Origin of the sequence: Salmonella sp. SG203, from assembly GCF_013350575.1 — a bacterium.
In the GTDB taxonomy this organism is placed as follows: domain Bacteria; phylum Pseudomonadota; class Gammaproteobacteria; order Enterobacterales; family Enterobacteriaceae; genus Salmonella; species Salmonella enterica.
Map to the genome: position 1 here is coordinate 90028 of NZ_SNMT01000012.1, position 12489 is coordinate 102516.

12 protein-coding genes are annotated in these 12489 nt (G+C 53.9%); 8 read left to right on the top strand and 4 right to left on the bottom strand.

Annotated features, from left to right (window positions below):
• Window positions 1–21: 21 nt before the first annotated feature.
• Window positions 22–792, bottom strand: a complete 771-nt coding sequence (locus HV477_RS17425) for an SDR family oxidoreductase (RefSeq protein ID WP_001172802.1) — start codon at window positions 790–792, stop codon at window positions 22–24.
• A 154-nt stretch (window positions 793–946) separates the two neighbouring features.
• On the bottom strand, window positions 947–1561 hold the full coding sequence (gene tesA, locus HV477_RS17430) for a multifunctional acyl-CoA thioesterase I/protease I/lysophospholipase L1 (RefSeq protein WP_001010574.1): 615 nt from the start codon (window positions 1559–1561) through the stop codon (window positions 947–949).
• Between tesA and ybbA the strand changes: the two genes are divergently transcribed.
• From ybbA to HV477_RS17460, 6 genes are all read left to right on the top strand, one after another.
• Window positions 1532–2218, top strand: a complete 687-nt coding sequence (gene ybbA / locus HV477_RS17435) for a putative ABC transporter ATP-binding protein YbbA (RefSeq protein ID WP_001110598.1) — start codon at window positions 1532–1534, stop codon at window positions 2216–2218. The genes tesA and ybbA overlap by 30 nt on opposite strands.
• Entirely contained in the window at window positions 2215–4629 is a 2415-nt protein-coding gene (gene ybbP, locus HV477_RS17440) for a putative ABC transporter permease subunit YbbP (RefSeq protein ID WP_079899301.1), read from the top strand. The genes ybbA and ybbP overlap by 4 nt, the downstream gene beginning before the upstream one ends.
• A gap of 185 nt (window positions 4630–4814) precedes the next feature.
• Complete coding sequence (locus tag HV477_RS17445) at window positions 4815–5948, top strand: porin (RefSeq protein WP_175065241.1); 1134 nt, start codon at window positions 4815–4817, stop codon at window positions 5946–5948.
• A gap of 256 nt (window positions 5949–6204) precedes the next feature.
• Window positions 6205–7035 (top strand): MetQ/NlpA family ABC transporter substrate-binding protein, encoded by an 831-nt coding sequence (locus HV477_RS17450; RefSeq protein ID WP_000524311.1) that lies wholly within the window; start codon window positions 6205–6207, stop codon window positions 7033–7035.
• 36 nt (window positions 7036–7071) lie between these two features.
• A complete protein-coding gene (gene sfbB, locus HV477_RS17455; protein ID WP_000569660.1) occupies window positions 7072–8088 on the top strand; it encodes a virulence-associated ABC transporter ATP-binding protein SfbB in 1017 nt (338 codons plus the stop codon).
• Window positions 8081–8740 (top strand): methionine ABC transporter permease, encoded by a 660-nt coding sequence (locus tag HV477_RS17460; RefSeq protein ID WP_000342247.1) that lies wholly within the window; start codon window positions 8081–8083, stop codon window positions 8738–8740. The genes sfbB and HV477_RS17460 overlap by 8 nt, the downstream gene beginning before the upstream one ends.
• 28 nt (window positions 8741–8768) lie before the next feature.
• On the opposite strand, the gene mnmH is transcribed toward HV477_RS17460, so the two are convergent.
• Both mnmH and allS read right to left on the bottom strand, forming a co-directional pair.
• Window positions 8769–9863, bottom strand: a complete 1095-nt coding sequence (gene mnmH / locus HV477_RS17465) for a tRNA 2-selenouridine(34) synthase MnmH (protein ID WP_001154077.1) — start codon at window positions 9861–9863, stop codon at window positions 8769–8771.
• Between the two features lie 69 nt (window positions 9864–9932).
• Window positions 9933–10859 carry an HTH-type transcriptional activator AllS gene (gene allS, locus HV477_RS17470; protein WP_000460169.1) on the bottom strand — a complete coding sequence of 309 codons (927 nt, stop codon included), beginning with the start codon at window positions 10857–10859 and terminating at the stop codon, window positions 9933–9935.
• Between the two features lie 226 nt (window positions 10860–11085).
• Here allS and allA point away from each other — a divergent pair, with 226 nt between their 5' ends.
• A complete protein-coding gene (gene allA / locus HV477_RS17475; protein ID WP_000764659.1) occupies window positions 11086–11568 on the top strand; it encodes an ureidoglycolate lyase in 483 nt (160 codons plus the stop codon).
• A 78-nt stretch (window positions 11569–11646) separates the two neighbouring features.
• On the top strand, window positions 11647–12465 hold the full coding sequence (allR, locus tag HV477_RS17480) for an HTH-type transcriptional repressor AllR (protein ID WP_048590900.1): 819 nt from the start codon (window positions 11647–11649) through the stop codon (window positions 12463–12465).
• Window positions 12466–12489: the final 24 nt, after the last annotated feature.

Consider the following 12489-nt stretch of genomic DNA (forward strand, 5'->3'; position numbering starts at 1 on the left):
GGCTGACGGGCGCGCTTCAACTCAGCTTTGTAAAATTTTATCCAGCATCCGGCCCGGCAATATGCGTTTCAGCGCCATCACCGCCCAGGTGACCAGCGTAACGGGATAGCGCAGCCTGGGTTTATCGCTTGCAAAAGCATGACGTACTTTCGCTACTACCGCGTCAGGATCGCGGGTGAAACGTGCGGCGATGCCGGGATTTTCTACCGGTTTATCACGCTGCGTCTGGTTAACGTTATCCGTAAAACGGGTACGAATCGGCCCCGGTTCTATCAGGCTCACTTTAATGCCTGTGTGCCGTAGCTCCATACGTAGCGCGTCAGACCAGGCTTCGAGCGCATATTTGCTGGCGGCGTAAGCGCCGCGCCCTGGGGTGGAAATCAGCCCCATCACCGATGAGGTCATCACAATGCGTCCTTCGCCATGCGGCAACATGGCGGGAAGTAAGCGCATAGTAAGCTGATGCGCGCCGAAGAAATTACTGGAAAACTGTTGCTCCATCTGCTCACGGCTGATGGTGGAAAGGGGGCCATACACGCCGTAGCCGGCATTGTTAAAGATCCCATACAGACGATTATCGGTCAGGGCGATCACTTCATCGGCGGCACGATCCACGCTTTCAGGGGAGTCGAGATCGATCAACACGCCGGTAAATCCCATACTGTTCATCCGGGCGACATCATCAGGTTTGCGGCAGCCCGCCAGGATTTGAAAGCCCTGGCGTTTAAGTTCAAGCGCGCTGTCCAGACCGATTCCGCTGGAACATCCTGTTATTAAGACCGATTTTTGCATAACTTTACCTGTCAGGATCTCCGTTGATTTAAGAGTCGTGGTTAACTATATCCGTCATACTTCAAGTTGCCTGTGCGTTCGTTTACTCCAGTCACATAGGTATCTGTGCTCCTGGAAATTCTCTTACGTGCCGCCTTCATGCAACTCGAATGATTCAGGAGAGAAAAGGGGTCAACTGCTTCGCCATCCAGTCAGCAATAAACGGCTGGGCGTCGCGGTTGGGATGAATGCCGTCATCCTGCATCCACTGCGGTTTCAGATATACCTCTTCCATAAAAAACGGTAACAGAGGAATATCGAACTCTTTGGCGAGCTTAGGATAAATGGCGCTAAAGGATTCATTATAACGGCGACCGTAGTTAGCGGGCAGATGAATTTGCATCAGTAACGGTTGGGCATCGGCGGCTTTCACCGTCTGAATGATTTTACGTAGCGTCTGTTCGGTTTGCGCAGGCGCAAAACCGCGTAGGCCATCGTTGCCGCCAAGTTCCACCACTACCCAGCGCGGGTGATGCTGTTGCAACAGCGCCGGCAAACGCGCCAGTCCCTGCTGCGAGGTATCACCGCTTATACTGGCATTAACGACCGACGTTTTGTTTTGCCATTTATCATTAAGGAGCGACGGCCATGCCGCGCTGGCGGCCATACGGTAACCGGCGCTGAGGCTATCGCCCAGAATTAATAAGGTGTCTGCGGCGGCGGCACGGAAAGTTAACAGGATCAAAAACAGGAAGGGCAAATGCCAGCGGAAAACAGTGTTGAAGTTCATCGTCTCAGGAAGTCCGTCGGTCAGGGTGAGCATGAGCTTTCCATCCTTACCGGAGTTGAACTGGTTGTCAAACGCGGCGAAACCATTGCGCTGATTGGCGAATCAGGATCGGGAAAATCTACGCTGCTGGCGATTCTCGCCGGACTGGATGACGGCAGTAGCGGAGAGGTCAGTCTGGTCGGGAAACCGCTTCACCAGATGGACGAAGAGGCGCGGGCGCAGCTTCGCGCTCAGCATGTCGGTTTTGTTTTTCAATCCTTCATGCTTATTCCTACGCTTAACGCGCTGGAAAACGTTGAGCTACCGGCCCTGCTACGCGGTGAAAACAGCGGTCAGAGTAAGGCGGGGGCGAAAGCGCTGCTCGAACAACTGGGACTGGGAAAACGGCTTGACCACCTTCCGGCACAGCTTTCCGGCGGCGAACAGCAGCGCGTAGCGCTGGCGCGCGCGTTTAACGGACGTCCTGATGTGCTGTTTGCCGATGAGCCGACGGGCAACCTTGACCGTCAGACCGGAGATAAAATCGCCGACCTGCTATTTTCGCTTAACCGCGAGCACGGCACCACGCTGATTCTGGTGACGCACGACCCGGCGCTGGCGGCGCGCTGCGACCGGCGGCTGCGGTTGGTCAACGGTCAGTTACAGGAGGAGGCATGATAGCCCGCTGGTTCTGGCGCGAATGGCGCTCGCCGTCGCTGATTATTGTCTGGCTGGCGTTGAGTCTGGCGGTGGCCTGCGTACTGGCGCTCGGCAGTATCAGCGACCGGATGGAAAAAGGGTTAAGTCAGCAAAGCCGCGAGTTTATGGCAGGCGATCGGACGCTGCAAAGTTCGCGGGAGGTACCGAAAGCCTGGCTTGAAGAGGCGCGTAAACGCGGTCTTAACGTGGGCGAGCAGTTAACCTTTGCGACCATGACGTTTGCCGGCGATACGCCGCAACTGGCCAGCGTGAAGGCGGTAGATAGCGTTTATCCGATGTACGGCGAATTGCAAACCCGTCCTGGCGGAGTGAAACCGCAGCCGGGTAGCGTACTGCTGGCGCCGCGTCTGATGGCGCTGCTTAATTTGAAAACGGGCGATACCATTGATGTCGGCGACGTGACCTTGCGTATTGCCGGTGAAGTGGTGCAGGAGCCGGATTCCGGATTTAACCCTTTTCAGATGGCGCCGCGTCTGATGATGAATATGGCCGATGTGGCAAAAACCGGTGCGATACAGCCGGGGAGCCGCGTGATGTGGCGGTATAAATTCGGCGGAACGCCGCAACAGCTTGCTGGCTATGAAAGCTGGCTGTTACCGCAGCTTAAACCGGAACATCGCTGGTACGGGCTGGAGCAGGATGACGGGGCATTGGGGAAATCGCTCGAACGTTCGCAGCAGTTTTTGCTGCTTTCGGCGTTATTAACGCTACTGCTGGCGGTAGCTGCCGTCGCGGTGGCGATGAGCCATTACTGCCGTAGCCGCTACGATCTGGTGGCGATTTTAAAAACGTTGGGCGCGGGCCGGGCCCAGTTGCGTAAACTTATCATCGGACAGTGGTTGATGGTGCTGGGGCTTTCCGCCGTCACGGGAGGCGCGATTGGGTTACTGTTTGAAAACATATTGCTGGTGCTGCTAAAACCGGTATTGCCCGCCGATTTGCCGCCCGCCAGCCTGTGGCCCTGGCTGTGGGCGCTGGGCGCGATGACGGTCATCTCTCTGCTGGTCGGTTTACGGCCTTATCGATTGTTGCTGGCGACCCAGCCGCTACGGGTGCTGCGCCGCGACGTTGTCGCTCGCGTCTGGCCGTTAAAAATTTATTTGCCTGTCGCCTGCGCCGTCGTGGTGGCGCTGCTCGCCGGATTGATGGGCGGAAGTATGCTGTTGTGGGCGGTTCTGGCGGGCGCCGTGATACTGGCGCTGCTGTGCGGTCTGGTGGGCTGGATGCTGCTTAACGTGCTGCGCGGCATGACGTTGACGTCGCTACCGCTGCGTCTGGCCGTCAGCCGACTTCTGCGTCAGCCGTGGTCAACGTTGAGTCAGCTTTCGGCGTTTTCGCTTTCGTTTATGCTGCTGGCGCTCTTGCTGGTGCTGCGCGGCGACCTCCTTGATCGCTGGCAACAGCAGCTCCCGCCGGAAAGTCCGAACTATTTCCTTATCAATATTGCTTCAGATCAGGTCGCGCCGCTGAAAGCCTTTTTGGCGGAACATCAGGTGATTCCGCAGACGTTTTATCCGATTGTGCGGGCGCGGTTAACGAAGATAAACGGTAATCCGACGGAAGGTCAGCAGGATGAGTCGCTCAACCGTGAACTGAATTTGACCTGGCAGGATACGCGCCCGGCGCATAATCCGCTGGTCGCCGGTCACTGGCCGCCAAAACCGGGCGAAGTCTCCATGGAAGAGGGGCTGGCGAAGCGGCTGAACGTCAAACTCGGCGATAGCGTAACCTTTATGGGCGATACCCAGGCGTTTAGCGCTAAAGTCACCAGCCTGCGTCAAGTGGACTGGGAAAGCCTGCGGCCCAACTTTTTCTTCATTTTTCCTTCCGGGGCGCTGGACGGGCAACCACAAAGCTGGTTGACCAGTTTTCGCTGGGAGAATGGCAACGGCATGTTAACGCAGCTTAACCGCGAGTTTCCTACCGTCAGCCTGTTGGATATCGGGGCGATCCTGAAACAGGTGGGGCAGGTGCTGGAGCAGGTCAGCCGGGCGCTGGAGGTGATGGTTGTGCTAGTCACCCTCTGCGGCATGTTGCTATTACTGGCCCAGGTACAGGTCGGGATGCGTCAGCGCCATCAGGAGCTGGTGGTGTGGCGCACATTAGGAGCCGGAAAGAAACTGTTGCGTACCACACTCTGGTGCGAATTCGCCATGCTGGGGTTAGTTGCCGGGCTGGTCGCCGCGATTGGCGCGGAGACGGCGCTGGCGATCTTACAAATCAACGTTTTTGATTTCCCCTGGGAGCCGGACTGGCGTTTATGGGTCGCACTGCCGTTTTGCGGCGCGCTGCTGCTTTCCGTATGCGGCGGCTGGCTTGGCGTTCGTTTGCTTAAAGGCAAAGCGCTATTCCGCCAGTTTAGCGGATGATTCATTATGTGAATAATTTCGCGCCGGTTTTTAAAACGGCGCGTACTTTTTTAGTCGCACAAATTGATAACTCCTTGATTTTTAGTAGCACAAATCATTAAAAAATACACAATACGTAAGGTTTTATAAAAGTTATTATTTGCCTGCTAAATGATTTGGATTGGCTATCTATCAAGGAAAATATAATGACAATTAAAATAACAGCGTTGGCGGCATCGATCGGCGCGGCAATGGCTTTCATGCCTTTCGCCACTCAGGCGGAAATCACCGTTTTAAAACAAGATCCCCAGGCGGGTAATCCACTCAGCCGACTCAATTTCACCGTTGGCGGGAGTATTCGTCCGCAGTTCCAGAATATGACCGGCAATGACGGCGCGAACGGTTATAAACGTAATGGTTTTGATGGCGGGACGCGTTTCCGCTTCGCCGCGGATTATTATCTGTTTGATGATATCAGTTGGATTAGCTATTACGAGCTGGGCGTCAATACCCCTGCGGTATTTGACTGGGATAACCATTATGCGAAGGGCGCGACTGATACCACTCGCCGTATGCTGTATACCGGCTTCAAGAGCGCGACGTGGGGAACGCTGACCTTCGGTCAACAGAACAGCATTTATTACGATGTGGTGGGCGTAAAAACCGATATCTGGGATTACGACATGATAGGTCAGGCGCCGGGCAACGGGATTAACGGCGACTACGATGGTTCTTACCGCACGCGTAAGTCATTGAAGTATAAGAAAAGAATTGGCAATGTCGATCTCTACGCGTCTTATCTGTTCAGCGACGATTATAATGCCAATAACGGCCTGAATTACAAACGTAAAGGCGGCGGTTCTTTAGGCGTGGATTACCATCTCACTGACGATCTGACCTGGGGGACGGCATGGAACTATACCCGTGCGGAGATGCGCGGCAACGGCAATAAAACTTACGATCAAAATATTGTCGGTACCGCGTTAAGCTGGACGCCGGAAAACTGGACTATCGCCGCAGGCGGCGGTTGGTATCAGAACTTTATGACGACCAAAAAAGTGTCTGTGAATGATTACTTTGCCGGCGATGCGTGGGGTCTGGAATATTTTGTCGGTTACGCTTTCCCGATTGGTCAGTATGCCGTGAAAGCTATTCAACCGTACTTTATGGGCGACCGCATTGAATATGTGAATGGCCGCGACTATCTGCGCACCGATAACGGCGTGGGGATCACCTTCCAACTGGATTATGGTTTCCGCGTTGATTATGAACATGTTTTCACCTCCAGCACTGACAATCTGGGCGATATGAACCTGGTGCGTCTGCGTTACGATTTCTAAAGCGTTTTCCTCTGCCGGATGTTGGCGTTAAGGCCTCTTATCCGGCATTTCCCTTTACGCCATTCCCGCCTGACACACGCCTGAGCGCCTGCCTCGTACATTTAACGACACACCAGGAAACATCATGAAATAATTTCAAGGACAGCAGGCTGTGATCTGTGTCATGTTAAGAAATAGCCTTTCGTTTGGGCCAAAACAGACGATGCCGCATGAACGGCATCCGGCACAGCATCACACTATTTAAAATGGAGAAATTATGGGATTGCGTCAGAGTTTACGCATTGCGGCCAGCACGCTATTACTGGCCTGCGGATTACAGTTTGCCCATGCCGATGGTTCCCCGCAAACGATCGTATTTGGCGTCGCGCCAGGGCCGTATGGCGACATGGTGAAGCAGGCGATTGCGCCGACATTAAAAGAAAAAGGGTATAAGGTTGTGGTGCGCGAGTTTAGCGACTATGTCCAGCCCAATATGGCGTTAGCTAACGGCAGCATCGACGCCAACCTCTTTCAACATACCCTCTATTTTGACAAATTCACCGCTGACAAAGGGCTGAAGCTCAGCAAACTTATTGTGGTACCGACCGCCGGGATGGGCTTCTATTCACGTAAAATCAACAGTCTGGATGCGCTTAAAAAAGGGGACATTATTACCCTCTCCAACGATCCGACCAACCTGGCGCGCGGCCTTCGCTTCCTGCAATCGTTGGGGCTTATCACGATTAAGGACAATATTGATCCGACCAAAGCCTCTGAACGAGATATCGCCAGCAATCCAAAAGGACTGGTTTTCAAACCGCTGGAAGCCGCACAGTTACCGCGCACGCTGGATGGCGTGACCGGCGCGCTGGTTAACGGGAACTTTGCGGTGGCGGCAGGACTGGATCTCTCCAGCGCGATTAAGCAGGAACACCTGGATGAGAATCTGAAAAATATCATTGCGGTACGCAGTGAAGATGCCGATAAGCCGTTTGCCAAAGATATTGTCGAGGCAGTGAAATCGCCGGCTTATCGCGCGGTCATCGACGATCCAAAGAATATTTATAGCGCCTTCCAGAAACCGGAATGGATGACCGCGACACCCTGATCGCAGCGGTGGCCATCCCCAATTTCTGAGGTGAATATGATTGAAATAGAAAAAGTCTGCGTCGATTTTACCGCCGGTCGCGGTACCCCCACGCGCGCGGTGGATGATGTGAGCCTGCATATCGCCGCGGGCGAGATTTTTGGCATTGTCGGTACCAGCGGCGCAGGAAAAAGCACTCTGCTGCGTACCCTGAACGCCTTAACGCGTCCCAGTCAGGGGCGCGTCAACGTCAACGGCGTGGAAATTTCTGCGCTGGACGGAAAAGCGTTACGCCAGGCGCGGCAGCGTATTGGTATGATTTTCCAGCATTTTAACTTAATGCATACCCGGACAGTGGCGCAAAACGTGGCGTTTAGCCTGAAAGCGGCTGGCTGGGAACGCAGCAAAATCGCGCCACGGGTGGCGGAAATTTTAACGCTGGTGGGCCTTGCCGATAAAGCGAACCGTTTTCCGGTACAGCTCAGCGGCGGGCAAAAACAGCGGGTGGGGATAGCGCGCGCTATCGCTAACCATCCGGATGTTTTGTTGTGTGACGAACCAACTTCCGCTCTGGATCTGGAAACTTCCGCCACGATTCTGGCCCTGCTCAGACAGATCAACGCACAGCTCGGGATTACTATTGTGCTGATCACCCATGAAATGAACGTGATCAAATCTATTTGCGATCGCGTGGCGGTGATGTCGGGCGGTAAGGTTGTGGAATCGGGCGAGGTGTTTGATGTGTTTGCCCACCCGCAACACGCTTTCACACAGCAACTGGTATCTCATACCCTTAATTTGACCCTGCCGGAACGTTTACGGGAACACCTGCCCGGGCAGCTGCTGAAAATTTTGTTTATCGGCGATTCGGCGGAGCAGCCGGTACTGTCGGAGGTGGCGATCAAGTTTGGCGTCGCGGTCAATATCCTGCATGGCAAGATTGAGTATATCGGCGAACGCGCGTTGGGCATTCTGGTGGTGCAATTAACCGCGCCGCATAATCCAACGGCGGTGGCCGCCGCCGTGGAGCATATCCGTCAACGTACTGCACAGGTGGAGGTGATCCGTGGATGATTTATTGCCGGATTTAACGCTGGCGTTCAATGAAACTTTCCAGATGTTGAGTATTTCAACGGTGCTGGCGATTCTTGGCGGTCTACCGCTCGGTTTTCTGATTTTTGTCACCGATCGTCATCTGTTCTGGCAGAACCGTTTTATTTATCTCGTCGCCTCGGTTCTGGTGAATATTATCCGCTCGGTGCCATTTGTTATTTTACTGGTGCTGTTACTGCCGCTAACGCAGCTTTTGCTGGGCAATACCATTGGCCCGATTGCAGCCTCCGTCCCGCTGTCGGTGGCCGCAATCGCGTTTTATGCACGCCTGGTAGATAGCGCGCTCCGTGAAGTCGATAAAGGGATTATTGAGGCGGCGCTGGCATTCGGCGCTAGTCCGATGCGTATTATCTGTACCGTACTGTTGCCGGAAGCCAGCGCAGGGCTGCTGCGCGGCCTGACGATTACATTGGTAAGCTTAATCGGCTACTCGGCGATGGCCGGGATTGTCGGCGGCGGCGGGGTAGGCGACCTGGCGATTCGCTATGGCTACTACCGTTACGAAACCGAAGTGATGGTTGTTACCGTGGTGGCGCTGATTGTGCTGGTTCAGGTCGTTCAGATGCTGGGCGACTGGCTGGCAAAACGTGCCGACAAGCGCGACAGACACTAAGCCGGCGTCAGCCGGCAATAAAAGTAAGCTATTGCGCTTTTAGCCAGTTGGCAACGTCTTGCCATGGGCCGCGAAAAACGATATTCGCGGCTTTTTTCTCCAGTTGATAGCGATACATTGGGTCGTAATATTCGTTAAGTAGCGGAACCAGCCATGCCATATGGCCGTCGGTGCTGCCGCTGGATAATTGCTCTGCCAGCGCTCTATCCAGCGTGTCCGTCAGTTCGGCAAAGCGTTGCAACCCCAGACGGCGGCGAATAGCGAATAGTCCATGATGAAGATATTCACTATACGCCTGCCAACCGGCTTCATCGCCGTAGGCGTGGGTGAAGTCGTGATGCATACGGATGAAATACTCTTCACGCAGTCGTTCCAGACGAAGCGCAAACGGATCTTCCACTACCGCAATGGGGGCCTGCGCCATTCTTTCGCGTAAACACTCAGGCAGATGGTTGGCGCCGATCGTTCGCCCTTCATCTTCCAGTACCCACCTTTTTAGCGTCTGACGCGCGTTAATTTTCAGCAATTCAACGGCAAGTTTGTTTTCAAAACTGGCCTGGCTGAGCTGGGGGTTCAGCGTGCGGCCAAAAGAGGAGCCGCGATGACGCGCGAGACCTTCCAGATCCACGCCGTTGGGCTGTTGTCGCACCAGTTGCGTTTTGCCGCTGCCCGTACAGCCGCCAATTAAAAGTATCGGTTTTTGTGCCAGTTGCCAGGTCGCCTGAATTGCTGTCTGGCGCAGCGCTTTATAGCCGCCTTCAATAAGCGGGCAGTCAATCCCTGTTTCTTGCAGCCAACGTTGTACGATATGTGACCGCTGACCGCCGCGCGCGCAGCACAGATACCCGTTGGGGAAACGTTGATACGCGGCTTTCCAGGCCTCAAGCCGCTGCTGGCGAATGTCGCCGCAAACCAGCCGATGCCCCAACGCTAACGCCGCATCCGCGCCCTGACGTTTGTAGCAGGTGCCGACGGCGGCTCGCTCGTCATCCATCATCAATGGCAGGTTGATAGCGCCCGGCATGGCGCCCTGTTCAAACTCAATCGGCGCGCGTACATCAATTAAAGGCGTATCGGCAAGGAGGAGCGCGCGATAGTCCTGTGCTTTTTGTCTGTCTTGCATAACGTAAAACGTAACCTTAAATCATCCTTTGCGCTATTTTACGCGCCAATTCGCAAAGTGGCTTGATTTTTAACAGCGTACCGTGTTGAAAATGGATAAAAAACCGGCTATTTCGGGTTGCCGTTGGGTAAATAATTTCACAATGTCTTCTACCGCTTTGCCTCCGCCAAATTTATGCCAGGCGAGGCTTAACGGTGAGGGCGGACGCATCGTAGGGATGGTACAGCTTACCAGTTCGTTTTTGTCGATCAGCGTTTGACAAAGCGGCTGCGGGACAAAACCGATACCGACGCCTGCCAGATGAGCGGCGATTTTGGTTTCCATATCAGGCACGATAATTTCCTTCTGCCCCGGAAGGCGCCAGGCTACCCGCTTGGTCAGCGTACGCGCGCTGTCTTCGATATTAATTGCCGGGAAACGGCGCAACTGCGCTTCTGTTAGAGGCCCGCTGACGTGAGCTAAAGGATGATCCGCGGACATCACAAAACGCCATTGTACGGAACCTAAAGGGTCGAGCATAAAGGTATTAGCCAACGGCTCGGTGCCAGTTACGCCAATCGCCAGCGAAAAACCTTCATACAGGAGCGAATCCCAGACGCCCATATAAATTTGCCGGGAAAAGTGAAACTGAGTGAAAGGGTAACGCGCATTAAGCCACGATAAGAGACTGGCGACCGCTTGCGGGCTATAGAGCAGGTTATTCACCACAATATTGACCTGACGCTCTACGCCGTCGTTAACCTGGCGTAGCTCGTCAGGCATGCTATCCAGCCACGCAAGCCAGTCTTTTGCCTGAGAGAGAAGGTGAGAGCCCGCCGCCGTCAACGAGACGCTTCGCGTTGTGCGAAAGAACAGCCCTACGCCGGTATTTTCCTCCAGCAGTTTGATGCGGTAGCTAATAGTTGCCGTGGTTTTACACAGGCGCTCCGCCGCTTTGGAGAAACTCCCCGTTTCGGCAACGCTGATAAAGGTACGCAGTGTTTCCGGGTCAAACATCGTCAGACGCCTCCTTACGATCCTGATAAAACCAGAATTGTTTTCCTATGATTTTTAAGTAGTTTTACATAATAGCCATGTTTGATTTGTGGTCTAAATCTACTTTTGGAAAAATATTCCAACTTTTATGTTGATGTTAAATCCCGAAGGTTTTAGATTGCATGGTATTGAAACCGGACAGAGTCCAAACCGCGGTTAAACGGAATCGAGCTACAAGGGAAAAATAATGAAACTTGAGGTATTACCGTTAGATCAGAAGACGTTCAGCGCTTATGGCGATGTTATTGAGACGCAGGAACGTGACTTTTTTCATATAAACAACGGGTTAGTTGAGCGATATCACGACCTGGCGAAGGTTGAAGTTCTGGAGCAGGATCGCACGCTGATCAGTATTAACAGGGCGCAACCGGCCGCGATGCCTATTGTGGTACATGAACTGGAACGTCATCCTTTAGGTACGCAGGCGTTTGTGCCGATGAACGGCGAGGCTTTTGTCGTTATTGTCGCGCTCGGCGATGATAAACCCGATCTCTCCACGCTGCGGGCGTTTATTAGCAACGGACGGCAGGGCGTCAATTATCACCGTAATGTATGGCATCACCCGCTGTTTGCGTGGCAGACGGTTACCGATTTTCTGACGGTGGATCGCGGCGGCAGCGATAACTGTGATGTTGAAAGTATCCCGACACATGAACTCTGTTTTGCGTGACGCTATTGGCCTTCTTGCATAAGATGAACATATTGTTCATTGTTTATGCTCATATTTTGGGCCGGAGTTAACGTAAATATGACGGAAGTAAGACGACGCGGCAGGCCAGGACAGGCAGAGCCGACTGCGCAGAAAGGCGCTCAGGCGCTGGAGAGGGGCATAGCGATATTGCAATATCTCGAAAGAAGCGGCGGCAGTTCATCAGTTAGCGATATTTCCGGCAGCCTGGATTTACCGCTTTCTACGACGTTTCGCCTGTTAAAGGTACTGCAAGCGGCTGATTTTGTGTACCAGGATAGCCAGCTTGGCTGGTGGCATATTGGTTTAGGCGTATTTAATGTGGGCTCTGCGTATATTCATAATCGCGATGTCCTCTCGGTGGCCGGACCCTTTATGCGCCGACTTATGCTGCTTTCTGGCGAGACGGTCAACGTAGCGATTCGCAACGGTAATGAAGCGGTGTTAATCGGTCAAAAGGAGTGCAAATCGATGGTCAGAATGTGCGCGCCCTTAGGGAGTCGTCTGCCGTTACATGCTTCCGGCGCCGGAAAAGCGCTGCTTTACCCGCTCACCGAAGAAGAGCTGGTGGGGATCGTCGTCAATACCGGTTTGCGGCGGTTTACGCCGACCACTTTGGTGGATTTACCTATCCTGCTTAAAAATCTGGAGCGGGCGCGTGAACAGGGCTATACCGTTGACCAGGAAGAACATGTTGTCGGGCTGAATTGTATCGCCTCCGCTATCTATGACGATGCGGGCAGCGTGGTCGCCGCTATCTCAATATCGGGACCGGCTTCCCGGCTGACAGAAGATCGCTTTATCAGCCAGGGTGAACTGGTACGGGATACCGCGAAAGACATCAGTACGGCGCTTGGGCTAAAACCCCCTGTAGCCTGAGCCGCATCCCGCTCGCTGGAGCGG